General features: G+C 66.9%; 20 protein-coding genes and 1 pseudogene. 6 read left to right on the top strand and 15 right to left on the bottom strand.

Annotated elements, in window-relative coordinates; all coding sequences use genetic code 11:
• Positions 1 to 3 precede the first annotated feature (3 nt).
• The 3 genes from aroA to rpsA all read left to right on the top strand — a co-directional run bounded on the left by aroA (position 4) and on the right by rpsA (position 3,961).
• Positions 4 to 1,359 carry a 3-phosphoshikimate 1-carboxyvinyltransferase gene (gene aroA, locus IEV83_RS16305; RefSeq protein WP_181761654.1) on the top strand — a complete coding sequence of 452 codons (1,356 nt, stop codon included), beginning with the start codon at positions 4 to 6 and terminating at the stop codon, positions 1,357 to 1,359.
• A complete protein-coding gene (gene cmk / locus IEV83_RS16300) occupies positions 1,356 to 1,982 on the top strand; it encodes a (d)CMP kinase (RefSeq protein ID WP_181761653.1) in 627 nt (208 codons plus the stop codon). Before aroA ends, cmk begins: the two co-directional genes overlap by 4 nt.
• A 269-nt stretch (positions 1,983 to 2,251) precedes the next feature.
• Positions 2,252 to 3,961 (top strand): 30S ribosomal protein S1, encoded by a 1,710-nt coding sequence (gene rpsA, locus IEV83_RS16295; RefSeq protein WP_181761652.1) that lies wholly within the window; start codon positions 2,252 to 2,254, stop codon positions 3,959 to 3,961.
• Between the two features lie 144 nt (positions 3,962 to 4,105).
• Here the strand turns inward: rpsA and panB are convergent, their stop codons facing one another.
• Complete coding sequence (gene panB, locus IEV83_RS16290) at positions 4,106 to 4,915, bottom strand: 3-methyl-2-oxobutanoate hydroxymethyltransferase (RefSeq protein ID WP_181761651.1); 810 nt, start codon at positions 4,913 to 4,915, stop codon at positions 4,106 to 4,108.
• 200 nt (positions 4,916 to 5,115) lie between these two features.
• On the opposite strand from panB, the gene sppA reads away from it, so the two are divergent.
• From sppA to IEV83_RS16275, 3 genes are all read left to right on the top strand, one after another.
• Positions 5,116 to 6,117, top strand: a complete 1,002-nt coding sequence (sppA, locus tag IEV83_RS16285; RefSeq protein ID WP_181761650.1) for a signal peptide peptidase SppA — start codon at positions 5,116 to 5,118, stop codon at positions 6,115 to 6,117.
• Positions 6,117 to 6,413 (top strand): integration host factor subunit beta, encoded by a 297-nt coding sequence (locus tag IEV83_RS16280; protein ID WP_181761649.1) that lies wholly within the window; start codon positions 6,117 to 6,119, stop codon positions 6,411 to 6,413. Before sppA ends, IEV83_RS16280 begins: the two co-directional genes overlap by 1 nt.
• Positions 6,414 to 6,600: 187 nt before the next feature.
• A complete protein-coding gene (locus IEV83_RS16275) occupies positions 6,601 to 6,948 on the top strand; it encodes a lipopolysaccharide assembly protein LapA domain-containing protein (protein ID WP_181761648.1) in 348 nt (115 codons plus the stop codon).
• 61 nt (positions 6,949 to 7,009) lie between these two features.
• On the opposite strand, the gene IEV83_RS16270 is transcribed toward IEV83_RS16275, so the two are convergent.
• From IEV83_RS16270 to IEV83_RS16205, 14 genes and pseudogenes are all read right to left on the bottom strand, one after another.
• Positions 7,010 to 7,399, bottom strand: a complete 390-nt coding sequence (locus tag IEV83_RS16270) for a VOC family protein (protein WP_181761647.1) — start codon at positions 7,397 to 7,399, stop codon at positions 7,010 to 7,012.
• Positions 7,400 to 7,446: 47 nt separating this feature from the next.
• Entirely contained in the window at positions 7,447 to 8,079 is a 633-nt protein-coding gene (locus IEV83_RS16265) for a trimeric intracellular cation channel family protein (RefSeq protein WP_181761646.1), read from the bottom strand.
• A gap of 237 nt (positions 8,080 to 8,316) precedes the next feature.
• Positions 8,317 to 9,009, bottom strand: a pseudogene (grpE, locus tag IEV83_RS16260) (nucleotide exchange factor GrpE); the annotation flags it as partial.
• A 92-nt stretch (positions 9,010 to 9,101) separates the two neighbouring features.
• Entirely contained in the window at positions 9,102 to 9,422 is a 321-nt protein-coding gene (gene trxA, locus IEV83_RS16255; protein WP_181761644.1) for a thioredoxin, read from the bottom strand.
• A gap of 74 nt (positions 9,423 to 9,496) precedes the next feature.
• Positions 9,497 to 13,006 carry a double-strand break repair helicase AddA gene (gene addA / locus IEV83_RS16250; protein ID WP_209003207.1) on the bottom strand — a complete coding sequence of 1,170 codons (3,510 nt, stop codon included), beginning with the start codon at positions 13,004 to 13,006 and terminating at the stop codon, positions 9,497 to 9,499.
• A gap of 5 nt (positions 13,007 to 13,011) precedes the next feature.
• Positions 13,012 to 16,167, bottom strand: coding sequence for a double-strand break repair protein AddB (gene addB / locus IEV83_RS16245; RefSeq protein ID WP_181761642.1), 3,156 nt, complete (start codon positions 16,165 to 16,167; stop codon positions 13,012 to 13,014).
• Positions 16,168 to 16,264: 97 nt separating this feature from the next.
• Entirely contained in the window at positions 16,265 to 16,999 is a 735-nt protein-coding gene (locus tag IEV83_RS16240) for a nucleotidyltransferase family protein (protein WP_209003206.1), read from the bottom strand.
• A 55-nt stretch (positions 17,000 to 17,054) separates the two neighbouring features.
• On the bottom strand, positions 17,055 to 18,647 hold the full coding sequence (tsaE, locus tag IEV83_RS16235) for a tRNA (adenosine(37)-N6)-threonylcarbamoyltransferase complex ATPase subunit type 1 TsaE (RefSeq protein WP_181761641.1): 1,593 nt from the start codon (positions 18,645 to 18,647) through the stop codon (positions 17,055 to 17,057).
• Between the two features lie 9 nt (positions 18,648 to 18,656).
• A complete protein-coding gene (locus tag IEV83_RS16230; protein ID WP_209003205.1) occupies positions 18,657 to 21,068 on the bottom strand; it encodes a sensor histidine kinase in 2,412 nt (803 codons plus the stop codon).
• Between the two features lie 373 nt (positions 21,069 to 21,441).
• A complete protein-coding gene (gene ahcY, locus IEV83_RS16225) occupies positions 21,442 to 22,839 on the bottom strand; it encodes an adenosylhomocysteinase (RefSeq protein ID WP_181761639.1) in 1,398 nt (465 codons plus the stop codon).
• Positions 22,840 to 23,048: 209 nt separating this feature from the next.
• Positions 23,049 to 23,342, bottom strand: coding sequence for an HPr family phosphocarrier protein (locus tag IEV83_RS16220; RefSeq protein WP_181761638.1), 294 nt, complete (start codon positions 23,340 to 23,342; stop codon positions 23,049 to 23,051).
• A 10-nt stretch (positions 23,343 to 23,352) separates the two neighbouring features.
• Positions 23,353 to 23,757, bottom strand: a complete 405-nt coding sequence (locus tag IEV83_RS16215) for a PTS sugar transporter subunit IIA (RefSeq protein ID WP_181761637.1) — start codon at positions 23,755 to 23,757, stop codon at positions 23,353 to 23,355.
• A gap of 152 nt (positions 23,758 to 23,909) precedes the next feature.
• Positions 23,910 to 24,380 carry an HPr kinase/phosphorylase gene (locus tag IEV83_RS16210; protein ID WP_181761636.1) on the bottom strand — a complete coding sequence of 157 codons (471 nt, stop codon included), beginning with the start codon at positions 24,378 to 24,380 and terminating at the stop codon, positions 23,910 to 23,912.
• Entirely contained in the window at positions 24,377 to 26,305 is a 1,929-nt protein-coding gene (locus IEV83_RS16205) for a sensor histidine kinase (RefSeq protein WP_244628213.1), read from the bottom strand. The genes IEV83_RS16210 and IEV83_RS16205 overlap by 4 nt, the downstream gene beginning before the upstream one ends.
• Positions 26,306 to 26,337 lie beyond the last annotated feature (32 nt).

The raw sequence follows: 26,337 nt of genomic DNA, 5'->3' as shown, positions 1-26,337 counted from the left end.
GCGATGTCACACACGTCTCCCCCGGTTCCCCTCACTTCCCGGGCGGGAGCGGCCCTCAAGGGCCGGGTTGCGGTCCCGGGCGACAAGTCGATCTCGCACCGGGCCCTGATGCTTGGCAGCCTCGCCATCGGCCGTAGCCATGTGACCGGCCTGCTGGAATCCGAAGACGTGCTCAACACCGCCAAGGCCATGCGCGCCTATGGCGCCCGCATTGCGCGGGACGACGATGGCGGCTGGACCGTGGACGGCGCCGGCCTTGGCAGCCTGCTGGAGCCGGAAGAGGCCATCGACTACGGCAACGCCGGCACCGGCGTGCGCCTTGCCCTTGGCCTGGCCGGCACGCATCCGATCGCCACCACCTTCACCGGAGACGCCTCCCTGTCCCGCCGGCCGATGGGCCGGGTGCTGGAGCCGCTCCGCCTGATGGGCGCGGAGGTCGTCGCCCGCGCCGGAGACCGGCTGCCGCTGTCGATCCGCGGATCGGCGGCCCCGGCGCCGATCACCTATCGGGTTCCGGTGCCCTCCGCCCAGGTCAAGTCGGCGGTGCTGCTTGCCGGCCTGAACACCCCGGGCGTGACCACGGTGATCGAGCCCATCGCCACTCGCGACCACACCGAACGGATGCTGTCGGGCTTCGGCGCCGAGCTGTCGGTCGAGGTCGATGACGCCGGCGCCCGCATCATTCGGCTGACAGGACAGCGGGAGCTCAGCGCCCAAACGGTGCAGGTGCCTGGCGACCCCTCTTCCGCCGCCTTCCCGATCATCGCCGCCCTGATCGTCCCGGGCTCCGAGATCACCGTGGCGGATGTGCTGCTCAACGAGCACCGCACCGGCCTGTTCCTGACCTTGCAGGAAATGGGCGCGGACCTGACCATCGACAACATTCGCGAGACCGGCGGCGAGCGGCTCGGCGACATCCACGTGCGTCATTCGGCGCTGAAGGGCGTGACCGTGCCGGCGGAGCGGGCGCCGTCGATGATCGATGAGTATCCGGTTCTGGCAATCGCCGCCGCCTTCGCCAGCGGGCGCACGGTGATGCAGGGGCTGGAGGAGTTGCGGGTCAAGGAATCCGACCGGCTCGCGGCGGTGGCCGCCGGCCTCGCCGCCAATGGCATCGCCCATGAAGCTGGCGAAGACACGCTTGTCGTGGAAGGCCGCAGCGGCCAGATCGGCGGCGGAACGGTCACCACCCATCTCGATCACCGCATCGCCATGGCCTTCCTCGTTCTCGGCCTTGCCAGCGACCGGCCGGTGACCGTCGACGACGGCTCGGTGATCGCCACCAGCTTTCCCACCTTTCAGGACATCATCCGCGATCTTGGCGGCGTGATCGACGCAAGCGGAGAACAAGCCGCATGATCATTGCAATTGACGGACCCGCCGCCTCGGGCAAGGGCACCCTCGCCCGGCGCATCGCCGCCCATTACGGCCTGCGCCACCTCGATACCGGACTGACCTACCGCGCCGTCGCGGCAGCGCTCCTCGCCCGCGGCATGCCCCTTGGCGACGAGGCGGTGGCGATCGCCACCGCCCGCAATCTCGACCTTGGCCATCTCGACCGCGAACTGCTGTCCTCCCATGAGATCGGCGAAGCCGCCTCGCGCATTGCCGTCCTGCCGGGCCTGCGCGAGGAGTTGGTGCGGCTGCAACGGGCCTTCGCCAGCGAGCCACCGGGCGCGGTTCTCGATGGCCGGGACATCGGCACGGTGGTCTGCCCCGATGCGGCGGTGAAACTTTACGCGACCGCCTCGCCGACCGAGCGCGCAAAGCGGCGGACCGCCGAATTGCTGTCGAAGGGCAAGGAGGCCGATCTGGAGACGGTGCTCGCCGATCTGCAGCGGCGCGATGCGCGCGACAGCTCACGTAGCGTCGCTCCGCTGAAGCCGGCGGAAGATGCGCACTTGCTCGACACGTCAGAAATGGATATAGAAACGGCGTTCAAAGCGGCTGTGGATATCGTCGATAGCGTGCGCGCTGCATGAAGCGGGCATGGTGCCGGCGCTTTTCGCATACCGTGACAGACGCGCCGATCCTCGGATCGGCGCATTGGACATGTGCCGCCACAGGCTTCAAGCCAGCAGCACGGAACTGAAATAGCTGGTTTTTTCGCCGTTCGCCTCGCCGGCCCCCGCCATCGGCACCGATGGCCTGGAAGCAGTTCGCCAATGGAGCGAACCGCCGGACGCGCCAGGAAACCGACCACAACACGAACCCGCCGGCGACAAGCCAGTATTGGCTGCCAGGAGTTTCAATGAGCAGTTTGAACCCGACACGCGATGAATTTGCCGCCCTTCTGGAGCAGAGCTTCGAAGAGCAGGAGCAGTCCGAAGGCTCCGTGGTCACCGGCACGGTCATTGCTATCGAGAAAGATCTCGCGGTGATCGACGTCGGCCTGAAGGTCGAAGGCCGCATCGCGCTGAAGGAATTCGGCGTCAAGGGACGTGACGGCGAAGACGCCGGCGTGTCCGTCGGCGACAAGGTCGAGGTCTATCTGGAGCGCGTGGAAAACGCCCTCGGCGAGGCCGTCCTGTCCCGTGACAAGGCTCGCCGTGAAGAGAGCTGGATCCGTCTCGAAGTCGCCTTCGAGGCGAACGAGAAGGTCACCGGCCAGATCTTCAACCAGGTCAAGGGTGGCTTCACCGTCGACCTCGACGGCGCCGTGGCCTTCCTGCCGCGCAGCCAGGTGGACATCCGTCCGGTGCGCGACGTCGCGCCGCTGATGCACACCCCGCAGCCGTTCCAGATCCTGAAGATGGACAAGCGCCGCGGCAACATCGTTGTCTCGCGCCGTGTCGTTCTGGAGGAAACCCGCGCCGAACAGCGTTCGGAGCTGGTGCAGAGCCTCGAGGAAGGCCAGGTCATGGAAGGCGTGGTCAAGAACATCACCGATTACGGTGCGTTCGTCGACCTTGGCGGCATCGACGGCCTGCTGCATGTCACCGACATTGCATGGCGCCGGATCAACCACCCGAGCGAAGTGCTGGCCATCGGCCAGACCGTCAAGGTGCAGATTATCCGCGTCAACCAGGAGACGCACCGCATCTCCCTGGGCATGAAGCAGCTGGAAGCCGATCCGTGGGATGGCATCGAGGCCAAGTACCCGGTCGACGCCAAGTTCACCGGCCGCGTGACCAACATCACCGACTACGGCGCATTCGTCGAACTGGAGCCGGGCATCGAAGGCCTGATCCACGTGTCGGAGATGTCCTGGACCAAGAAGAACGTCCATCCGGGCAAGATCGTTTCCACCTCGCAGGAAGTGGAAGTGATGATCCTCGAGGTCGACCCGGTGAAGCGCCGCATCTCGCTCGGCCTGAAGCAGACGCTCCAGAACCCGTGGGAAGCCTTCGCCGACAAGTTCCCGACCGGCACCGAGGTCGAGGGCGAGGTCAAGAACAAGACCGAGTTCGGTCTGTTCATCGGTCTCGATGGCGACGTGGACGGCATGGTTCACCTGTCCGATCTCGACTGGAACCGTCCGGGCGAGCAGGTCATCGAAGAGTACAAGAAGGGCGACATGGTTCGCGCCGTCGTGCTCGACGTCGACATGGACAAGGAGCGGATCTCGCTCGGCATCAAGCAGCTCGGCGGTGATCCGTTCGACACGGCTGCCGCTGGCGAACTGCGCAAGGGCGCGGTGGTGACCTGCGAAGTGCTCGAGGTCAAGGAAGGCGGTCTTGAAGCCAAGATCACCGATTCCGACCTGACGACCTTCGTGCGTCGCGCCGATCTGGCCCGTGACCGTGCGGACCAGCGTCCGGAGCGTTTCTCGGTTGGTGAGAAGTTCGACGCCCGCATCACCCAGTTCGACAAGAAGACCCGTCGGGTTTCGGTCTCCATCAAGGCGCTGGAAATCGCCGAAGAGAAGGAAGCTGTTGCCCAGTACGGTTCGTCGGACTCCGGCGCATCGCTCGGCGACATTCTCGGTGCGGCTCTGAAGGCCCGCGAAACCGACGATTGATCCGGATCCTTCGATCCCAAAATGAAGAAGAGCCCCGCCGGCAACGGCGGGGCTCTTTGCATTTCAGATCATGCCGGCACCGCACAGGGACCTCACCGGCAGGCATCGGCAAGGCGGAAGGGCCGCTGCCCGCCCCGCCAGGTCTCAGCCGTAACAGTGTTCCGGCGCTGGATAGGCCCCGCTTTCGACCTCCTCGGCAAAGGCGCGGAAGGCCGCCGCAACGCTGTCGCGCCCGGCCATGTAGTTCTTGACGAACCGGGCCTTGCGCCCGCGCGTGACATTCAGCATGTCATGCAGCACCAGCACCTGACCATCGGTCCCCGGGCCGGCACCAATGCCGATCACCGGCACGCGCGCGCCCTCGCGCACCGCCGCTCCCACCGCGTCCGGCACGCATTCCAGCAGCAAGAGCCGCGCCCCGGCCGCATCGAGCGCCAGGCTATCGTCGACAATCCGCTTGGCCGCCGCCGCGTCCCGCCCCTGCACCTTGTAGCCGCCGAGCATGTCGGCGGTCTGCGGTGTCAGGCCGAGATGGGCGCACACCGGCAGGCCACGTTCGGTAAGGAAACGAACGGTGTCCGCCAGCCAGGCGCCCCCCTCCAGCTTGACCACATTCGCTCCGGCCCCCAGCAATCGGGCGGCATTGCGGGCCGCATCCTCGGGCGTATAGTAGCTGCCGAGCGGCATGTCGGCGACGATCAGCGGCACATCGCCCTCGCCCGCGGCCACGCCCCGGGCGACACAGCCGGTGTGATAGACCATGTCCTCCATGGTCACCGCCGCCGTCGATCCGGCCCCCTGGACCACCATGCCGAGGCTGTCGCCAACCAGCACCGAGGCGACCCCGGCCTCCCCCATCAACCCGGCGAAGCCCGCGTCATAGGCGGTCAGCATGGCAAAGCGCTTTCCCTTGGCCTTCAGGCGATCGAGGGTGGCAAGGCTGATCTGCGGCATGGCTGTCTCTTGTCCCGTTGCTCGAAAAGGTTGTTGCAAGGCCCGATATCGCAGGCACAGATGGATAGCGCGTTCCGCGCCGGATTTGTAGCACCGCGATGCGCGCGAATTTCGGCCAAGTCCATCTCAGGGCTTTTCAATCGGGCCGCTGCCATGTAGCGATAGGAACCACAACGACATTTGCGAAAGGCCCGTTGTTCATGTCCCTTGATGCGGATGCGATTGTCGACCGTCGGCGATTGCGGCGGAAGCTTACCTTCTGGCGCGTGGCGGCGTTTCTCGTCACCGGCGCGGCGGTTCTCCTCCTGCTGGCCTGGCTTGCTGGCGGCTCCCCGCTCGGCAAGGGGGCGGCGCACATCGCCCGGGTGGAAATCAACGGTGTGATCCTCAACGACCGCAAGCGGCTGGAAATGCTGCACAAGCTCGCCGAAAGCGACGCGGTCAAGGCGGTGATCCTCGACATCAACTCTCCCGGCGGCTCCACGGTGGGCGGCGAAAGCCTTTACCAGGCCCTGCGCGAGATTGCCGATAAGAAGCCGGTGGTCGCCCATATCGGCACCCTCGGCGCGTCGGCAGGCTATATGGCGGCGATTGCCGCCGATCACGTGATCGCCCGGCACACCTCGCTGACCGGTTCGATCGGCGTCTATATCCAGTACGGCAACTTCAAGGGGCTGCTCGATACCCTCGGCGTCGAGTTCGACGTGGTGCGCTCCGGTCCGCTGAAGGCGGAGCCCAACTTCTTCTCCGAAACACCGCAGGCGGTGCGCGACAATCTTCAGGCGGTGATCAACGACAGCTACGACTGGTTCGTCGCGCGGGTTGCCGAGCGGCGGAACATGACGGACGCGGAGGTGCGCAAGGTCGCGACCGGCGGCATCTACTCCGGCGAGAGTGCGCAATCGCTCGGGCTGGTGGATGCGCTCGGCGGCGAGAAACAGGCCGTGGCCTGGCTCGAAAAGGAACGCGGCCTGCCGGAGAAACTGCCGGTCATCACCTGGGCGGCACGCAGCGAGATCGACGGCCTTCCCTTCTCCGCCCGGATCGCCTCGGCCTTCGGCAGCGGACTTGCCAAGGGGCTCGGCACCTCGCTCAATGACGCCACGACACTTCTTCCCGATGGCGTGACGCTTGACGGTCTCGTATCTGTTTGGCACGCTCGCCAAGCGGCGGAGCCAACCGACGGTCCTGGGGGGCAATAATGATAAAATCTGAATTGGTACAACGGATCGCGGAGCAGAATCCGCACCTCTACCAGCGTGATGTCGAAAACATCGTCAACGCCATCCTCGATGAGGTGACGGACGCCCTGAAAAACGGCAACCGGGTCGAGCTGCGCGGCTTTGGCGCCTTTTCCGTCAAGAACCGTCCGGCACGCACCGGCCGCAATCCCCGCACCGGGCAGAAGGTCGAGGTGGACGAGAAATTTGTGCCCTTCTTCAAGACCGGCAAGGAAATGCGCGAGCGCCTGAACGACGGCGACGGATCGGAAGACTGATCGGCATCAGAGCGGATTGCCTCACGCCCTTGCCGGCGGGATAGCGGGCCAAGCCCTTGGGCGTCTCGTCCCAATTGGCGGCGGACATGGCATGCCGCGCTCCAACCGGCTATGATGATTTGAAGCGTCGGCCCGTGCGGCCGACGGTTTCGCGAAGAAGACGTCCGGGCAAGATGGAGAAACCCGCGTGACACGGCTCTTGAAAAACCTCGTCCTGCTGCCGATCGCCATCGTGCTGATCGCGCTCGCCGTGGCCAATCGCCACGAGGTCACCCTGTCACTTGATCCGTTTTCCCGCGCCGACCCGGCCCTGACGGTGACCGCGCCGCTGTTCTGGATCCTGTTCGGGGCGGTGGCTTTCGGTGTGTTCATCGGCGGCGTCGCCTCCTGGGCAGCGCAGGGCAAATGGCGCCGGGAGGCCCGGGTCAAGCGGCGGGAAGCTGATCGCTGGCATCAGGAAGCCGACCGGCTGAAGGCCGTCCAGGAGCCGCAGACGACGGCGCTGAGCGCACCCTCGTCCCGGAACGCGGCCTGACGCCTGCTGATGCCAGGGTGCCGCAGCGAGGCCCGTCAGGGCCTTGCGTGGGCTCTTACCACTATGCCGGCGCATCCATCGGCACGGGCGTCATCCAGCCCATCACCGCGCCGCCCGGATCTTTGAGAATACCGATCCGCCCCACCCCTTCCACATCAAAGGCCGGACGCATCAGGGTCGCCCCCGCGTCGACCGCCTTGTCCAACCGGGCATCGATGTCATCGACCGCCAAATAGGACATCCAGTGGTCCGGGACGCCATCGAACTCGGGTCCCGTCATCTGGAAGATGCCGCCGACCGGCTTTTCCCCCTGCATCGCCAGCCAGTATGTGCCCCCCGGCATATCCATTCCGGAAAAGGTCCAGTCGAGCGCCGATCCGTAGAAGGCCTTCGCCGCCTCCACATCCCGGGTCATCAGTTCATTCCAGTAAAAGTGCCCATGCTCGCTCATCGCCTGTCCTCCCTGTCGCAGCATCGCGCCCGCATGGGCGCGTCGCGTCACGGCTTGCGGTCGGCGCGGTCCGACGGAGGGCGATAGGCCGGCAAGGACCAGCCCCACTGAATCGCGCCACCGCGCAAGAGCAGCGCCGCACACCCGCCCGCGATCGCCGCCGGCCAGGCCGGGACCCCGAATTCCGCCAGCGTCACATAGACGCCGGCGCCGGCAAAGGCAGAGGTCAGATAGATCTCCGGCTTGACCAGTGCGTTCGGCTGCCCGGCAACCGTATCGCGAATGATACCGCCAAAGGTTGCCGTCGCCACCCCCATCATTACCGCCACGACCGGTGCATCGGCGAGTGACAGGGTTTTGGCCGCTCCCATCACCGAATAGGCTGCAACGCCCACCGCGTCGGCCCAGCGCAAGGGGCTCCCGAGCCGCTCCACCTGTCCAGCCAGAAACCACATCAGCAACGAGATGACGATGCACACCACCAGATAGGCCTGATCGACCACCCAGAAGACCGGTGCATCCAGCAACAGGTCACGCAAGGTGCCGCCGCCGATGCCGGTGAACACACCGAAAAACAGGAAGGCGACGATATCCAGCCGCAGGCGCGAGGCGACCAGCGCACCGGAGACGCAAAACACCGCCACGCCGAGGAAATCGAGGATCTGGAGCATCGACTGCATGATCCCATGCTAGAGCATTCTTGCGCCAAAGGGGCGCGAGACAGGGCGGGCCATCAGCTTTTTGCATGTTCGGGCGAGAGCCGCGATCCCCGGGACGCCACATGGCGGCACCGTTTTCGGCGCGACAAACGCAATTGCGGCGCACCATCGGGCGCGCCGCTTGTCATCCGCCTTACAGAAAAGGTGACACGCTGGAGCTGACGAGCTCTCCCGTTTTTCAAAGAGAACGGAAAGCTCCTAGGCGGTCTTGTCGACGCTCGCCCCGGGCTCGGCAGCGGTACCAGCGGGCTTTGCGTCCTTCGGTCCGCCCTTCGACACACCGACCATGGCCGGGCGCAGGACCCGTTCGCCGATCACATAGCCGGCCTGCACCACCTGAACGACGGTGTTGTTCGGCACGTCCGGATTGGGCACTTCGAACATCGCCTGATGGAAGTTCGGGTCGAACTTCTCTCCGGCGGGGTCGAGCTTCTTGACCCCATGCTTTTCGAGCTGGTTGAGCATCTCCCGCTCGGTCATCTCAACGCCTTCGATCAGGCCGCGCATGGCCTCGCCGGCCTCGGCGCGGGCCTCCTCGGAGATCGCTTCAAGCGCCCGGCGCAGGTTGTCGCTGACGGCCAGCATGTCGCGGGCGAAATTCGCCACCGAGTACTGACGGCTGTCACGGACTTCCTTTTCGGTCCGGCGGCGCAGGTTCTCCATGTCCGCCATGGCCCGCAGGACACGGTCCTTCAGTTCCGTATTCTCGGCCTTGAGCGCCTCGACCGGATCGGTCGCCTCGGCCTCCTCGGCGCCCTCGATCTCCGGAGTCTCGTTCGCCGCCTCGGGCGCCGCGGTCTCGGGAGTGTTACGCGGAGTGTCGTTGCTATCGCTCATAGTCTGTCTGGGAACTTCTTGGGTTGTGTCATCACGCCGGTCTCGTCCGGCAGGTGAACGGAAAGCTGTGAAGCAGGGATTGCCCCGCCCCCTGACATCGAGAGGAAGAGCGACGGGGCAACCACCAGCGGTCATGAAAGTCCGGCTCAGGACGCGGTCTTGATCCAGTCCGCCAGCTTGTTCTTCGGTGCAGCGCCGACCTGGGTCGCCACCGGCTCGCCATCCTTGAACATGATCAGGGTCGGGATCGAGCGCACGCCATACTTGATGGCAACGTTCTGATTCTGGTCGATGTTGAGCTTGGCGATGGTCACAGCGCCATCCATCTCCTCGGAGATTTCCTCAAGCGCCGGCGCAATCATCTTGCACGGACCGCACCATTCCGCCCAGAAATCAACGACGACAGGGCCGGAAGCCTTCAGAACCTCGGCTTCGAAAGTTTCGTCAGTCACGACAGCGGTCGCCATCTCATGTCCTTTCCGGTTCAGGAACGCCTAGCGTTCTCACGTCGCACGGAAGGTAGGAACCCGGCCGCCCCACGTCAAGCAATCGCATGGTCTCCGCCCTTGCGCAGATTGGCGAAAATCGCATCAAGTTGCGATGCGGGCACGTCCATCAGACAAGGTCCGGCGGTCCACAACAGCGCCGCCCGCACCGCCTTGTCCGGATAGATCTCCCGCAACAGCGCCCGGTAAACCGCGAGCTGCGTCAAATAGGCCAGCGGCGCGGCGCTCGAATCGGCCAGCACCTCCCGGTTGGTCTTGAAGTCGACGATCAACACATCGTCATCGGTGACGCACAGACGGTCGATCTGCCCGTTCACCTCCACTTCGGTGCCATCAGCCAGCGAAATCCGGCCGACCACCGGCACCTCCGCCCGCGCCCGCTCGGAAAACACCGCCGCGAAGCGGGCATCCTCCAGCACCGCGCAGGCTTCCTCCGCCAGCTGCTCGGCCCTATCGGCAAAGTCTTGTGGCAGGTTCACCGCCAGGTAGCGGCCCGCCGCCGCACGCCGCTCCTCCGCCGGCAGGTCCGGCAGGGCCTGCAACAGCCGGTGCAGATGCCGGCCCCGCTCCCGGGGATAGCTCGGCGTAGCCCGGGCATCGGCCAACCGGTCACGCGCCGGCACATCGGCAACGCCGTCCTTGCCTTCCATCTCCTCAAACGCCGCCGAGGGCTGCAGCCGGGGTGTGCGCCTTACCCCCGGCGCCGGCTTGTCGAGCCAGTCAGGGCGCGGCGCTGCCTCCTCCTGCGGACCGGCGGCCACCGCCGCGCGCCCCCCAAGCGCCGGCGGCGGCGAGACGATGCCGGGGCGCTGCCACACCCGGTGGACATCCCCGCCGGGCGCCTCTTCGTCGCGCGCATCCGGATCGAGCGCGCGGGAAACGAGAGAATACCAGCACTCCGGATCGGCACCGCGCACCGGAGCCCAGCCGCAGACCACCAGCCGGTCCTTGGCGCGGGTCATCGCCACATAGAGCAGGCGGCGGTATTCCTCTGCCGCGGCCGCGCGCAGCTCCTCCAACGCCTCGCCATGCCAGCCGGTGCGGGAGGCCTTCACCGGCAGCCAGACCAGCGCCGGCGGCGTGCCCTCATCCTGACCGCGTGGCCGTTTGACGAAACCGGGATCATGATGCGCGGACACCGGCGCGGCGCCGGTATCGACCAGAATCACCAACGGTGCCTCCAGCCCCTTGGCCCCATGCACCGTCATGATCCGGACCACCCCGCGCGCGGCATTGAGCTCGCGCTTGATCTCGGTCGGCGCCGCCGCGAACCAGGCCAGGAACCCTTCCATCCCCGGTGTGCCGGTCTGCTCGAAGGTCAGGGTCAGCGCCAGGAATTCATCGAGGATGTCATCCACCTCGCTGCCGAGCCGGGCGCGGAACTGCTGACGTCCGCCATCGGCGGACAGCAGCCGGGAAAAGAACTCGAACGGCGGCATGAAGTCGGCCCGGGCACGCCAGGTTTCGATGCGCCGGCGCACCGCGTCCCAGACCTCATCCTGTTCCGCCGCCCTGGTGAGCGCCTGCCACAGGGTGCCCGCCCGCAACCGGTCGTCGTCCTCGCGCGCAAGCTGGTAAAGATCCGCATCGGTGAGCGCAAACAACGGGCTTTTCAGCACAGAGGCCAGGGACAGATCATCCTCCGGCAGCAGGAGAAACCGCCCTAGGGCGATCAGGTCGGCAATGGCGATATGATCGTTGAGCACCAGCCGGTCGCTGCCGGCAACCGGCACCCCGGCCTGTTTCAGTGCCCGGGTCAGCGCCTCGACAAAGGCGCCGCGCTTGCGCACCAGAACGAGGACATCCTCCGGATCGGCGCTGCCGGCACGCCACCAGACACGGACCTCCGCCGCGATCTTGCGCGCCAGCCGCAGCATCGGGCTGTCGGCGGACATGCGATCGATCGGCGCGGTCCAGTCCTCCGGCGCCTCGACCTCGGCCACCTCTTCCAGCGGCCAGAGTTCCACCCGGCCCGGATCGTTGCGCCGCACCGCCTCGTGCACCGGCGGTTCAGCGCCTTGCGACAGTCCGCGATAGGCGGCCGGATCGGAAAACACCGTGTCGACCGCCGACAGCACATCCGGGGTGGAGCGGAACGACAAGGTGAGATCGACCCGGGAGAAGGCGTTGCCGGCCTCGCTGGCGCGCTCTTCGAAATGCCGACGCATCTCGGCGAAATAAGCCGGCACGGCGCCTTGAAACGAATAAATCGACTGCTTTTCGTCGCCAACGGCGAACAACGTGCGGGTGCGCGGGTTGGCGGAGGCGCCGGTAAAGAACTCCTCGGCCAGTGCCTTGACCACCCGCCACTGATGCGGGCTGGTGTCCTGCGCCTCATCGACGAGAATATGATCGAGCCCCTGATCGAGCTTGTACTGCACCCAGAGCGCCGCATCGGAGCGGGCGAGAAGGTTGGAGGCACGCACGATCAGATCCTCGAAGTCGAGGAAGCCGCGCCGGATCTTGTCGCGCTCATAGGCGCCGAGCATGGCATCGGCGAGCCGCAGCGCCGCCTCCGTCCCCTCCAGCGTATGCGCCGCGCGGCGCCGCTCCAGCAGATCGAGAAGCCGTGCCTGTTCGTCGAACAGCCGCTCCATCACCTCTGGATAGGCCTCGGCAACGCCCTTGGTGGCCAGCCGCTTCGCCGGTTCCAGTTGCTTGGTCAGGAACACCCGAAACCACAGCTCGCGCCAGGCGGCCGGGTTTTGCTCGGCGGCGGCGGCCCGCAGCAGCACCGCCCTGTCCTTGTCGGTCTTCGATCCGGTGTCGAGCGCCTCGGCAATGGCCAGCGCTCGCTGCGCATCGATCAGGGTTTCTCCGGACAGGCGCGCGTCGATGCGGTCCGGCCGGTCCTCCTCGGTCAGATCGAAGCTCTGCCGCAGCTCCGCCAGCGCCGCATCGAGCGAGCCGGCATCGACGATCCAGGCCCGCAAGGCCTCCCGCTTCGCCACCAGCTCGGCCAGCGCATCCTCGACGCTCTTGTCCGGCATCTCGCGGATCAGGAAGGCCAGCGCCCGCCCCATGGCGCTCGCCGGGTCCCGTTCCGCCCGGCGCAGCACAAGGGCACGAGCGGAAGCGAGAAGATCGGCAGTCTGGCGGTCATCGAGCACGGAGAAATGCCCGGCCACATTCGCTTCCAGCGGGAACTGATGCAGCAGCGCCTCGCAGAAGGCGTGGATCGTCTGGATCTTCAGCCCGCCGGGGGTTTCCAGCGCGGTGGCGAAGAGGTGCCGGGCGCGGGACAGCCCCTCCGCCGTAGAAGGCCGGCCTTCAACCTCCCGCAGCTCCGCCGCCAGCGCCGCGTCATCGAGCGCGGTCCAGGTGCCCAACGTCTCGAACACCCGGGTCGCCATCTCCGAGGCCGCTGCCTTGGTGAAGGTCAGGCAGAGGATGCGCGAGGGCGGCGTTCCGGCCAGCAGCAGGCGGATCACCCGCCGGGCGAGAACGAAGGTCTTGCCCGAGCCGGCATTGGCACTGACCCAGGCGGAGCGCAGCGGATCGGCGGCGAGCGCCTGGCGCTCGCGGGTGGCGGCGGGTATCTGCATGACCGTCATGTGTCCTCATCCCCGCCCAGCGACCATTCCGGCACCCGGGCCAGATGGTCATACGGGCCACCGCGCGCCCGCTCCTTCATCACCCGCGCCCGCGACAGATAGCCCTTGGCGGGGTTCTCATAGCCGGCAAACAGCGCCTTCGTACGCTGCAAGGCTTCCTCGGCCAGATCCGCCACCTCCCGGTCCTTGGGCGCGCGGGGCAGCACCTCCAGAGCCGTGCGGCCGCCGGACAGACGCAGGTAGAGCAGATCGGTCACCAAGGCGCCCGGATCGACATCGGCAAAGCCGCCAGCGGCGACCAACGCCGCCTCCAGCGGCAATTGCGGCGCCAGCAACGCGGCAACTTCCTTGGCGCTCGGAGCCTGGCCGGTCTTGTAATCGATGATCGTCAGCGTTCCGTCGCGGCCAAGGTCGAGCCGGTCGGCGCGGGCGGTCAACGCCACCTTGCGTCCGGGAACGAGGTCGAGCTCCAGCCGGCCATCCACTTCCAGGAAGCGGCGGTCGACATCCGGCGCCCTGGTCGCTTCATAGCCGATGAAGGCCTCGGCGATCCGCTCGAACCGCAGCCACCACAGCGCGCGGACGGCGGGAAAGGCATCGAGCGGCGCGAACCGCTCGCGGCCAATCTCCAAAAGGCGTTCCAGTGCCGCCGGGCCGAAATCGCCGGTCCAGCTTTCCAGAAACACCGCAAGGCAATCGTGGATGAGCGTGCCCTTTTCCGCCGCTCCCGGATCGCCGCCGATCGGCTCGACCGGATCAAGTCCAAGGACCTTCTGGGCGTAAATGGCATAAGGGTCACGGATCAGGGTTTCGACGGCGGTCACCGACAGACGATCGGGCCGGGCGGCGACCGGCGGGGCGGGTTCCGGTCGCGGTGCGGGCCGTGGCGGCCCGTCGGTCTGGTCCATCCGTGCGGCAATCGCCAGGATCGCCCGCCCCCGCGCGCGCATCGCCTCGGCGGTCTCCTTGCCGAGCAAGGTCACCAGCCGCAACAGCCAGCGCGAGGCAACGGCGGGCGCCCCGCCCGACCGCTCGGACCGCGACAGCACCACCTTTGCAGCGCCAAGCCCTTGCACGAAATCATGGGCGGCCGCGCCGATCCGCCGCTCCGGAGGATCAAGGCCAATGCCCTGTTTCATCGGCCGGTTGAGCCAGGGGTCGTTGCGGGTGCGCTGCGGCCAGGTGCCCTCGTTGAGAGCGCCGAGCACCACCACGTCGAAATGCTGCAGCCGGGCCTCCATCGGGCCGAAGATGGCGATCCGGGGATCGCCCGGCAGACGGCGGCGGACGTTGATGCCGGAGATCAGCGCGGCGAAGACGTCGGGCCAATCGCGCGCGGCCACCTCCAGCCCGACCGAGCGCGCCGCCAGCATATCGGCGAAGGTTGCCGCCAATCCCTCGCCCGCCTCGCCAGCATAAAGCTCATCGCTCGCGCCGGTCTCGTCGCGCACCAGTGCCACCAGCACCGCCTCATGGGCGGCAACAAGATCGGCAGCATCGCACGCCTCTTCGCCCTCGCCCTCGGCGGTGACAAGCCGTTCCAGCGGCTCCAGCGCCTCAGCCAGCCGCCGCGCCAGATCCTCCATCGCATCCCAGTCCGCCGGATGCAGCTTTTTCCAGCGCGGCATGCGCCGGGTGGCGCCGGGCTCCTCGGCCAAAGCGCGGGCCACTGTTATCGCCGCCAACAGCCCGGCGCTGCCGGCACGCGGGCGCGGACCGCGCAGCAGGCCACGTTCAAGGGCGCGCGCGGCGGCACGGATCTCACGCGCCGGCAGGCCAAGACGCACCAGCGGGTGCTTGAGAAGCGCCAGCAGCGCCACCGGCTCCAGCCCGCCAAGAGCAAGCCCGGCGGCCAGCCGGGCCAGCACCCCTGGCGGGGTCTGGTCGAGCGGCCGGCCGGCGCTGTCATCGACCTGCAGGCCCCAGCGGGTCAACTCCACGGCGACCCGCCGCCCCAGGGTCCGGTCCGGCGAAATCAGCGCCGCGCTCTGCCCTTCCGCCACCGCCCGGCGCAGCACCAACGCCACGGCAAGCGCCTCTTCGGCCTCGTTGCGGGCGGTGAGCAGATCAACGCCCGCAAAGGCCGCCAGCCGGTCCGGCACCGGCACGCCGGCCATGGTCCGGGGCCAGGCATCGGTGGTCTCGGCCGGCCGCAGGGCCTCACCGACCAGCCGATCGCGCAAGCGCCGCGCCGGATCGGCAGCGGCCGCAAGCTCGCGCACCTCGCCGCGCCCCAGCCCCAAATGCCGGACCAGCCGGGCCATGCCATATTGCGGGTGGCTGGGGGCGCCCTGCCCCTCCCCATGTCCTTCCCCGACGCCAATCAGCGCCTGCCAGCTGCGTTGATCGAGGCTGCCATCGAAGCCCGGCAGCACGATGCAGCCTTGCGGCAGATCGGCAACGGCGGCGAGAAGGTCGGCGGTGGCCGGCACGGAGCCGGTGGCCCCGGCGACGATCACCGGCCCTTCAGGCGGGTTCGCCCGCAGTCGTGCAGCCTCGCGGCGGATTAGCGCCGAGCGCCGTGCCTTGGGATCGACCGCGCCAACCTCGGCCAGGTAGGCCGGCCATTGCGCCATGGCGATTTTCAGGAAATCGAGGGTGATCTGCCAGTAGCGGGCGTGATCCTCCGGCACCAGATCGGCGAGCCCGGCCCAGCCGACCTCCTCGGTTTCGATCTCGTCCATCAGGGCGATCAGATCGCCGGCGAGCCAGGCCGCATCGGCGGCGGAAGCCGGCGCGTGCAGCGGCGCATCGGCGGCCAGCTCCAGCACCTCGCGCCGCAGCGCTCCTTCCCACAGATGTACCAGCCGGGTCATCGCCATGCGCCGCTGCATGTCCGGCAAGGCGGGCGGCAGCCCATCCACCGGTGCGGCGGCATTGAGCAGGTGTTCATCCTCGTCCACATCGCCGAGCGGACGGATCACCGGCAACAGGCTGGCGCGCGTGCCAAGCCGGGCCTGAAACAGTCCTGGCAGCACCCGAGCGGCGCGGCGGGTCGGCAGGTAGAGCGTGACGCCGGCAAGGGCCAGCGGATCGGCGGACAGGTCATGATCGGCAATCAGATCGCCGCTGATCAACCCGTCGACCAGCGCCGGCAGAAACGGCGTTGCCGGCGGGATCGTATAGACGGCCTTGCGGCGGCGTTCGCTCATGCCTCCCCCTTCCCGGTCCCCTGACCGGAGCAGCATTTCATGGATGCGCCGCCCGGCGCCAGCGATTCGCTTGCGATGGGGGCCAAGGGTCGGGACCCTAGTCGACGCTGTCGCGAATCGCCTTTTCCGCCGCCTCGATCGCGGGCGGTGTGCCGACATGGAGCCAAAGCCCCTCCATCCGCACGCCGTAAAGGCTGCCCCGCTCGATCGCCACGTCGAACAGCACATTCAGGGAAAACGCCCCCTCCGGCGCCGCCTCGAACAAGCGCGGATGCAGGATCGCCGCGCCCGCATAGGCAAAGGGGGCGACGGTGCGTTCGGCCCGCCGCTCCAGCCGGCCATCGACATCCATCCGGAAATCGCCGCGCCCCTCATAGCCAACGCTGTCGACATATTCGGAAATCAGCAGCAGCGCATCCATCCGCTCCGGATCCCAGCTGCGCGCCATCAGCTCCAGATTGGGGGTGACGCCCTCGATCCAGGTGCTGTCGGAATTCAGGAGAAAGAACGGCGCCTCGCCAAGCATCGGCAAGGCCCGGGCAATGCCACCGCCGGTTTCGAGCAACTGGTCGCGCTCATCGGAAATCTTCACCGGCGGCCGCGCACGGCGCGAGACGTGCACCTCAACCAGATCCGCCAGATAGTGCACGTTGACGACGCAGCTCTCCACGCCCGCCGCTTCCAGCTTGTCCATCGCCCGGTCGATCAGCGCCTTGCCACCCACATGGATCAGGGGCTTGGGCGTCGTCGCCGTCACCGGCCGCATCCGCTTGCCCATGCCGGCGGCCAGGATCATCGCGTTGCGGGGCATGTTGCCGTTGCCGTTCGTCATTGCTTCGTTCATGTCCTCATACCCGTTTCCCGGGCCTCACCCCATCACACGACGTTCAGGCGATTTCATCGGGCCAGGCGACATCACGCGCGCCGCCGATCCCCTTTTCGAGCGCTCCATAGGTCTCGAACCACTCTTTCATGCCAGACAGCACAGGATGCGCCAACGCCCGGTACAGATAGGCATGGACGCGCGGCAGATGCGCCAGATAGTCCGGCTTGCCGTCGCGTATCGCCAAACGGGTGAAGATCCCGAGGATCTTGGTGGCGCGCTGCGCGGCGAGGATCGCATAGTCGCGCCGGAACACCGCCTCGTCGAAGCCAGCATCATGCAGGGTTCGGCGGGCGATATAGCGCGCCACCAGCTCCGCTTCCAGCGCGGGCAGAACGGACACCCGGGCGTCCATCGCCAGCGATGCAAGGTCATAGCCGGCGGGGCCATACATGGCATCCTGATAGTCGATCAGGCCGATCCGCTCATGCCCGCTGGCGCCCTCGCGCCAGATCAGGTTGGGCGAATGAAAATCGCGCAGAACCCAGGTCGGCGGCTGTTGCCAGGCCAGCTCGAACAGGCGGGTCCATTCCCGGGCGAACAGCGCCCGGCCCTCGTCGTCCACTGGCGCACCGACGTGCGGCAGGAACCAGTCGGAAAACAGCTCCGCCTCCACCAGCAGCGCTCGCGGGTCATAGGGCGGAAGCTGGTACGCCCCGCCATCAGGGAGGGCGAAGGTCCGTGGCGGCGGGGTGCTGTGCAGATCGGCCAACAGGTCGACGGCGGCCCGGTAGCGCTCGGCAATCGGCGCACCATCGCGCACCACCGGATCGGCGCCGAGATCCTCCTGCAGCACCAGCCCGGCCTTCAGATCGACGGCATGGAGCGCCGGGGCATGGAAGCCGCGCCGGCGCAGCTCCTCGCCGATGGCCACCACCGCCCGGACCCCATCGGCCAGATGGACGATTTCGCGATAAGTCAGGCCATCGCGGATCATCGGCCCGCCGGGCACTGGTGGCGCGTTCATCAGGATCAGGGAGCCCGCAGCGTCGCGGATCGTTTCGAAGCCGCGCGGCGAGGCATCGCCCTGCAGGTAGCGCCGGCTCGCCGTTCCCTTGCCATGCTGTTCCAGAAACGCCCTGACCAGCCGGGTGCGGGCGAGCCGCTCGGGCCAATCGCTCCCCTTGGCGGAGAGCCGGACCCGCCGGGCGGCCGGGTCGGCGCCAGACTCGATGGTCAGACCCAGCCAGTTCGCCGGCAGCAAGCCGCCGGCCCGTTCCGGCCACTCGATCAGCGCCGCGCCTTCCTCCAGCAGATCGTCAAGCGCGAGCTCGGCCAGCTCCTCCTCGTCCTCCAGCCGGTAAAGGTCGAGGTGCGAGACAGGAAAGCGCGCAAGCTCATAGGTCTGGACAAGAGTGAAGGTCGGGCTCGGCACCTCAAGCTCCGGATCGTCGGCGAGGGTGCGCAGCACCGCGCGGGCGAAGGCCGACTTGCCCGCCCCGAGATCGCCGGACAACAGCACGCAATCGCCCGGATGCAGGATCATGGCGATATCTTCGGCCAGACGCCGGGTCTCGGCCTCGTCCTTCAGGGTCAGATCGAGAAGCAGCTCAGGCTTGGTGCCGGCCGGCGCCCCGGAAATCGGCGTGCGGGTCATGAGGCGACACTACTCGGCAGCGTGCTTGATGGCATCTGGCGAGAAGGGAAATCGGCAGACGACATGCGTGCCGACCCCCTCTTCGGATTCGATGGATACCGTGCCGCCGTGCAATTCGACGAAGCTCTTGACGATCGACAGGCCGAGGCCAGCACCGCGCCGGCGCACACCGGCATCGCGACCGACAAACCGGGCGAACACCTGATCAAGCATGTCCTGAGGAATGCCGCAGCCGTGATCGCGCACATGGAACTCGATCGAATCGCGGGTGCGCTGGCAGGAGACGTCGATCACTCCGCCCACATCGGAGAAGCGCAAGGCGTTGGAAATCAGGTTGAACAGCACCTGGCGCAGCCGGCGCTCGTCCGCCTCGATCATGCCGACGTCCTCGGACATGTCGAGCTTCAGCGAAACGCCGCTGTCGGCAAGCCGATCCTTCAGCCCCTCGACCGCCGCTTGCACGGTGCGGGCGACATCGACCGCCGAGATGTCCAGCTCCATGATGCCGGCGTCGATGGTCGCCAGATCGAGAATGTCGTTGATGATCGCCAGCAAGGCCGAGGAGGAGGACAGGATGTAGTCCACATACTCGCCCTGCTTGGCCGTCAACGGCCCGAATTTCGGGTCGGACAACAACTGGGCAAAACCGATGATGTTGGTCAGCGGCGAGCGCAGCTCGTAGGAGACATGCTGGATGAAGGCGTTCTTGAGCTGATCGGCCTGCTCCAGCGCCTCGTTCTTGTCCAGGAGCGCCCGTTCCACGTTCACCGTATCGGTGACATTGACGAAGGTCACCAGCGTGCCGCCATCGGGCAGCGGCACGGTCGCGAAATCGATTGCCTCGCCGATGGCGCGCTCAAGCCGGCCGGACACCGGCTCGCGGTTCTCGGCAAGGCTGGTGACCACCGTCACCAGTTGCCTCCAGGTGGCCCGCTCGCCCGGCTCAAGCCCCTCGCTGTCGACCACATCGGTGATGTGCGGGCTGTCGCCCAGCCGGTCGCCGGATAGCGACCACATGGTCTCGAACGCCGTGTTCCACAGCCGCAACCGGCCGTTGGAGCCGAACACCGCAACCGCCTCGGACAGATTGTCGAGGGTCTCGCCCTGCACCCGGATCAGCGAGTTGTAGCGGCTTTCCAGATCCAGCCGCTCGGTCACGTTCTCGTAGATATAGGTCACGCCGCCCTGCGGATGCGGGTTGGCGATCACCCGCAAGGTCCGGCCGTCCGGCAGATACCACCAGAACTCGCGAGCGTCGAGGGAGGTATAGGTCTCAAGCAGCTTGTTGCGCCAGCCGCGATAGTCGGCCTGCTCGGGCAGCTTGCGCGCGGCGCGCAAGGTATCGAGCAACGCCCCGTCGGTCGGCTGGCTTTCGAGGAAAGTCGTGTCGAGATCCCACAGCCCGCGGAACGCGGCATTGTAGAACTGCAGCCGCTGATCGGCGCCGAAGATCGCCACCGCCGTCGCCAACTGATCGAGGGTGCGGGCGTGAAAGTCGATGGTTCGTCCCAGCTCCTGACGAATGTTTTCCAGCTCGTTGACGTCGATGGCGATGCCCGCACTCCCCTGCGGGAGCGCGACCTGCGTAACATCGAAGATCCGCCGCGCCCCCGCGGAGACCGCCGGCAGGCGCATCTGCCCCACCCCGCCCTGGCTTTCCGCATCGCGCGCGATCAACCGCCGCCCCTTGGCATCGAGGAATTCAGCGCCGGTCTCGCTCGGCGCCCCGCCACCATTGGCTTCGACGGCGGCATCATAGGCCGCATTGGTCCAGATCAGCTTTCCGGCACCATCGCGCAGCCACGCCGGGGCGGGCACCGCATTGAGCAATCCGCGCAGGGCGTCCAGCTCCGCCGTGAGGGTTTCATGCTTCTCCGACAGCAGCGCATGCGCGCGGCGTTCGCCAGTGAGATCGCGCAGCCGCAGCACGGCGGCGCTGGCGGCGATCCGCCCGCGCGCCTCGACCCGACCGCCGCCAAGGGTCGGCAAGGTCAGGTGAAAGGCCTCGCCCCTGCTGCGCAGCGCATCGACCGCGCGCTCCAGCGCGCTTGCCTGATCCGGGTCCAGCCATGTTCCGAAGGCCAGCAACCTGACCGGAGAGCGCGGTACGCCGGAGGCCTCATCAAGCATGCCGGTGACCATCGGCTGCTCCTCGCCGCCATGCCAGACGACAAGCCGCTGATCATCGGAATCGATCAGGCTTTCGAGACGATCAAGACGGGCGGTCAGGGCAGCGGCCTTTTCCCGCGCCCGGGCCAGAGCCCCGCTTGCGGCGCTTTTGCCGCGCATGGACGCAACGGCTGCGGTGACCGCAAAGGCGACCGTCCCGCCGACAGCGGCGATCCAGACGACCATCAGCGGGTCGACATGCCCGGCAGGGACAGGCGCCAGCGCCGCGCCGGCTTCCTCGGCCAGTCCCATTCCCGATGCGGACAAAAGTGCCAGACAGCTTGTCCCGGTGCGAACCATGGCCTTGAGACTCACGCCCCGCCATGTGACGCCACCGCGTCCATGTTCCAAGCCGTTCCCCGGCATCCGTTCGATCCTCTACCGCCGCATCGAGCCCGAGGGAGCCCGCCGGTTCAGTTCTGCCTCACGAACTGACCGATTCGCAAAGACCATAACTCAGTTGAGAATCGCGAAGAAGAGTCTGTTGACGAAAAGTAAACGGAACGTGCGTCATCCACAGCCCGCTTGCACCACGGACCGGAGGGCTGCGATCCGCCGATATCGGGGATCAAAATGCGGACGGGCGCCGAAGCGCCCGCCCATGTTCACCGTGATCGGTTAACGATCAGTAGCGGTAATGTTCCGGCTTGTAGGGGCCGGTGGTCTCAACGCCGATATAGGCGGCCTGCTCTTCGGTCAGCTCGGTCAGCTCGACCCCGAGCTTGCCCAGATGCAGGCGGGCAACCCGCTCGTCGAGGTGCTTCGGCAGAACGTAGACGTCCTTGTCATAGGCATCCGGACGGGTCCACAGCTCGATCTGCGCCAGCACCTGATTGGTGAAGCTGGCGGACATGACGAAGCTCGGATGGCCGGTGGCGTTGCCAAGGTTCAGCAAGCGGCCTTCCGACAGCAGGATCATACGCTTCCCATCCGGGAACTCGATCAGGTCCACCTGCGGCTTGATGTTGGTCCACTTGTAATTGCGCAGCGCCTCGACCTGGATCTCGTTGTCGAAGTGGCCAATGTTGCCAATGATCGCCATGTCCTTCAGCGCACGCATGTGATCGAGGGTGATCACATCCTTGTTGCCGGTGGTGGTGATGACGATATCGGCGGTCGGTGCGGCAGTCTCCAGCTTCACCACCTCGAAGCCGTCCATGGCGGCCTGCAGGGCGCAGATCGGGTCGACTTCCGTCACCTTGACCCGGGCACCGGCACCACGCAGCGAGGCGGCCGAGCCCTTGCCCACATCGCCATAGCCGCAGACAACGGCGGTCTTGCCGGCCATCATCACATCGGTGCCGCGACGGATGCCATCCACGAGGCTTTCCTTGCAGCCGTACTTGTTGTCGAACTTCGACTTGGTGACGCTGTCGTTGACGTTGATCGCCGGGAACGGCAGCAGACCCTTGGCCTTGAGCTGATACAACCGATTGACGCCCGTGGTGGTCTCTTCCGACACACCGCGGATCTCATCGCGCTGACGGGTGAACCAGCCCGGGCTCGCCTCCATCCGCTTGCGGATCTGCGCGAACAGGACGGTCTCTTCCTCGGAAGACGGATTGGACAGAACGTCCTCGCCCGCCTCGGCGCGCGCGCCAAGCAGGATGTACATGCTGGCGTCGCCGCCATCATCGAGGATCATGTTGGCCGTACCTTCGGGGAAGAAGAAGATCCGATCGCAGTAGTCCCAGTACTCCTCCAGGGTCTCACCCTTGACAGCGAACACCGGCACGCCGCTGGCGGCGATCGCCGCAGCCGCATGATCCTGAGTGGAGAAGATGTTGCAGGAGGCCCAGCGCACTTCCGCGCCCAGATGTACCAGCGTCTCGATCAGCACCGCCGTCTGGATGGTCATGTGCAGCGAGCCGGCAATGCGCGCGCCCTTGAGCGGCTTGCTCTCGCCGAACTCCTCGCGGCAAGCCATCAGGCCCGGCATTTCGGTTTCGGCGATCTCAATCTCCTTGCGGCCGAAGTCGGCCAGGGAGATATCCTTCACGAGATAGTCAGTTGCGGTGGTCATGAGGTCTTATCCGCTCGTTCGGTTCGAAATTGGGTCGCGCCGTTGTCGCGACCAGCCTGCCCACGCCGAACCCGAGGCGGGCCGGACATGCGATGAAACGGCAACAGGCGCGCGCAAGCGCACCCTGCCGCCGGGTTATAATCCCCGGGGCGACACAAAGCAATAATGATATAAAGATTTCTTTATATGAACAGCGAAAGCCGATCCGTTCAGTCGGTCTCGCCGAAACCGCTTTCCACCAGCTCGGTGATCGCCGCCAGCGCCGGTTCGGCTTCGGCGCCAGTGGCGGAGACGTGGATGCAGCAACCCGGCGAGGCCGCCAGCATCATCAGACCCATGATCGAGGTGCCACCAACCGACTGGCCATCCTTGGTGACGACCACATCCGCCTGGAACCCTTCGACCAGCTTGACGAGCTTGGCCGAGGCCCGGGCATGCAGGCCGCGGCGGTTGACGATGGTAAGCTCGCGATGAAGGCCGGGCTGGGTATCCACCTGGGTCATGGCGTTGCGATCATCCTTGTCCGGAGAGCACCTGGCTTGCGACGGAAATGTACTTCTGCCCCGCCTTGCGCGCTTCATCCACCGCCTCGGCGACACCGACATCGGCGCGCACGCTGGCAAGCTTGATCAGCATGGGCAGATTGACGCCGGCGATCACCTCGATGTTCAGCCCGTCCATGACGGAAATCGCAAGGTTGGACGGCGTGCCGCCGAACATGTCCGTGAGCAGCACCACTCCGGCGCCATCGTTGACCGCCTCAACCGCGGCCAGAATATCCTGACGGCGCCGCTCCATGTCATCGTCCGGACCGATGCAGATCGTTTCCACCCGTTCCTGGGGGCCGACCACATGTTCCAGCGCTGACTTGAATTCTTCCGCCAACCGTCCGTGCGTGACGAGTACGAGACCGATCATGCCCTGTCCGTTTTGGGGTCCCAAGCGGGACCGTCATTGCCATCCGGGCCCTTGTGCACCGGGCGACCAATTTCCGCAAGGCCGCCGCGCAGTGCAAGGAAAATCGGCACCTCATGTCGGTTTATCCGCCATCGTGAGGCCGGACGGGCCGCTTAGACCGCCGATCCGGACCAGGAAGCGTCACCGCCGCGCAGCAGGTGGCCAAGAATGCGCGAGGCAGCCAGCGGAATATCCTCATGCGGAAGTTCCAGACGCGGCACCGACACACCGCACAGCCGTTCCGTGCGTGCCGCCGCCTCCGGAAACCGGTCAATATCCGCGCCCGCGCGCAGATCGACAATCAGCCGCACCACCGCCCGGGGCTCATGCTCCACCCTGGCGACTCCCTCGCCGCGTCGCTCCCACCGCCCGGCGATCGGCGGGGGCACCTCGGCGCAGAGCCGCCCCGCATGGCAGGTCAGGATCACCCGGTCATCGGCAACGTGACGGGCGAACAACCCCCACAAGGCGGCTTGTGACACCAGTTCATCGCCCAGCCGGGACTTGCCGCCGCCCGAGGCGCCGCGCAGCAGCACCCCGGCCGCCCCGACCAGCACACAAGAAGCATGGACCGTGGGCCTCATGACTTGTCCTCCGCCGGCAGGCGGATCACGAACTGGGCGCCGCAGACCCGCCGTTCGCCGGTGCGCGGATCCACCTCTTCCCGGTTGCGCACCATGATGGTGCCGCGATGGGCTTCCACGATCTGGCGCGAGATCGACAGGCCAAGGCCGGAATTGTTGCCGAACTCCTCATACTCGGGCCGGTCGGTATAGAAACGCTCGAAAATCCGGTCCTGAAGATCGGGCTTCACGCCTGGCCCGTCGTCATCGACCATGATCACCACCGCATCCGCCGCCCGGCTGGCGGTGATCCGCACGCTTGCCCCTTCCGGCGAGAAGGAGCGGGCATTGTCGATCAGGTTGTTGATCACCTGTGCAAGCCGGCTGTCATGCCCGAGAATGCGATAGGGGTGGTCGCGGCGCGAGGGCGTGATGTGCACCTCCACCGGCACGGCCTCCGGCCCGCCGCGCTCGTTGGCCAGATCGCAGACACCACGCAGCAGCACGGCGACATCGACGAGCCCGGCATCGGCACGCGCCAGTTCCGCATCGAGCCGCGAGGCATCGGAAATATCGGTAATCAGCCGGTCGAGACGGCGCACGTCATGCTGGATCACCTCCATCAACCGGGCCTGGGAGTTTGGATTGCGCGCCAGCGGCAGGGTCTCCACCGCACTGCGCAGGGAGGTCAGCGGATTCTTCAGCTCATGGGCCACGTCGGCGGCGAAGGTCTCGATCGCGTCCATCCGGTTATAGAGCGCGTTGGTCATCTCCCGCAGCGCCCGCGCCAGATGGCCGATCTCATCCTGACGATCAGAGAACTGCGGAATCTCCTCGCGCGATTTGATGCCCCGACGCACCCGCTCGGCGGCGGCGGCCAGACGGCGCACCGGCCCGGCGATGGTACCCGCCAGCAGGATCGACAGCATCACGGTGACGCCGGCAGCGACGAGGAACACCCGCATGATCGCCATGCGTTCGGCGCGAACGATGGCATCGATATCGCCGCCCTGGGTCGACAAGAGCAGCGAGCCGAGCACGGCCCGGAAGCGCTGCACCGGGACGGCGACCGACACAATCAGTTCCCCGCGCGGCGACACCCGCACCACGCTGGCCGGCGAGCCGGCGAGCGCGGCCTCCACCTCCGGATAGGCGCGCCCGTTGCCGGCGCCGATTTCCTCGTAAAGCGGCAGGTCGCCGCGCCGGAACCACAGCTTGATATCGGCCCAGACCTTTTCCCAAAGGCCCGGCTCCTCCGCCGTCGGCGGCGGCAGATCGAACCGCAGGATCTGGCCGCGCGCATAAAGGTGGCGCGAATCGAGAATCAGAATGCCTTCCGGATCGTAGATCCGGGCGCGGGTCTTGGTCGGCGAGATCAGCCGCCGCAGCACCGGCGCCACCCGTTCCGGATTGATCGGAAAATCGAGCAGGCGTGCGCCATCGGCCGGCGACAGGCTCTCCCCGGCCTGAAGCTGCAGGAGTTGCTCCGGATCGACCATCAAGACGTCGGTCTCCACCGTGGCGGAGGCGGCAATGGCCCCGGCGATGATCTCGCCCTGGGTCAGAAGGCTCTGCACCCTGGCGTCGATCAGCCCGGCGCGGAACTGGTTGAGATAGAGGATGCCAACGAGCAGCGCGCACAGACCGGCAAGGTTGAGCACGACGATGCGGCGGGTCAGCGAGGAGGTCAGGTACGGCCCGAGCAGCCCGCCGGTCCGCTTCAGCAAGCGGCGGCGGATCCGGCGATTGCCCAGGGTGCGGAAGCGACCGGACCGCTCACCGGGCGCGCGCGCGCCCGCTTCGGCCGGCCGCTCGTCCGTGGGCACGGCCTCTTCGGCAGCCGGCCTCGCCGCCTCGCCCCCGGCAGCACGGTCAAGCTGATCCGCGCGCTTGAGGTCAGGGCCGGGCGTCCCGTCCATTTCGCCTGTCTGCGCCTCGATGGCCATTCACGATCTCCCGCGCCTTCCCCAAACGGGGA

Origin of the sequence: Stappia taiwanensis, from assembly GCF_014635285.1 — a bacterium.
Taxonomy (GTDB): domain Bacteria; phylum Pseudomonadota; class Alphaproteobacteria; order Rhizobiales; family Stappiaceae; genus Stappia; species Stappia taiwanensis.
Note: the sequence above shows the minus strand (reverse complement) of the source record. Positions and strands in the feature narration are given on the sequence as shown.

Bases quoted from the DNA above. Each gene is read 5' to 3' on its own strand.
- IEV83_RS16230 (WP_209003205.1), bottom strand. From the start codon at position 21,068: ATGGGACTGGCCGAGGAAGCCGGCGCGGCGCTGGCGCCTGTCCCTGCC.
- IEV83_RS16215 (WP_181761637.1), bottom strand. From the start codon at position 23,757: ATGATCGGTCTCGTACTCGTCACGCACGGACGGTTGGCGGAAGAATTC.
- IEV83_RS16210 (WP_181761636.1), bottom strand. From the start codon at position 24,380: ATGAGGCCCACGGTCCATGCTTCTTGTGTGCTGGTCGGGGCGGCCGGG.
- rpsA (WP_181761652.1), top strand. From the start codon at position 2,252: ATGAGCAGTTTGAACCCGACACGCGATGAATTTGCCGCCCTTCTGGAG.
- aroA (WP_181761654.1), top strand. From the start codon at position 4: ATGTCACACACGTCTCCCCCGGTTCCCCTCACTTCCCGGGCGGGAGCG.
- IEV83_RS16240 (WP_209003206.1), bottom strand. From the start codon at position 16,999: ATGACGAACGGCAACGGCAACATGCCCCGCAACGCGATGATCCTGGCC.
- addA (WP_209003207.1), bottom strand. From the start codon at position 13,006: ATGCAGATACCCGCCGCCACCCGCGAGCGCCAGGCGCTCGCCGCCGAT.
- IEV83_RS16270 (WP_181761647.1), bottom strand. From the start codon at position 7,399: ATGAGCGAGCATGGGCACTTTTACTGGAATGAACTGATGACCCGGGAT.
- IEV83_RS16220 (WP_181761638.1), bottom strand. From the start codon at position 23,342: ATGACCCAGGTGGATACCCAGCCCGGCCTTCATCGCGAGCTTACCATC.
- ahcY (WP_181761639.1), bottom strand. From the start codon at position 22,839: ATGACCACCGCAACTGACTATCTCGTGAAGGATATCTCCCTGGCCGAC.
- IEV83_RS16205 (WP_244628213.1), bottom strand. From the start codon at position 26,305: ATGGCCATCGAGGCGCAGACAGGCGAAATGGACGGGACGCCCGGCCCT.
- IEV83_RS16280 (WP_181761649.1), top strand. From the start codon at position 6,117: ATGATAAAATCTGAATTGGTACAACGGATCGCGGAGCAGAATCCGCAC.
- tsaE (WP_181761641.1), bottom strand. From the start codon at position 18,647: ATGACCCGCACGCCGATTTCCGGGGCGCCGGCCGGCACCAAGCCTGAG.
- sppA (WP_181761650.1), top strand. From the start codon at position 5,116: ATGTCCCTTGATGCGGATGCGATTGTCGACCGTCGGCGATTGCGGCGG.
- panB (WP_181761651.1), bottom strand. From the start codon at position 4,915: ATGCCGCAGATCAGCCTTGCCACCCTCGATCGCCTGAAGGCCAAGGGA.
- addB (WP_181761642.1), bottom strand. From the start codon at position 16,167: ATGAGCGAACGCCGCCGCAAGGCCGTCTATACGATCCCGCCGGCAACG.
- trxA (WP_181761644.1), bottom strand. From the start codon at position 9,422: ATGGCGACCGCTGTCGTGACTGACGAAACTTTCGAAGCCGAGGTTCTG.
- IEV83_RS16265 (WP_181761646.1), bottom strand. From the start codon at position 8,079: ATGCAGTCGATGCTCCAGATCCTCGATTTCCTCGGCGTGGCGGTGTTT.
- cmk (WP_181761653.1), top strand. From the start codon at position 1,356: ATGATCATTGCAATTGACGGACCCGCCGCCTCGGGCAAGGGCACCCTC.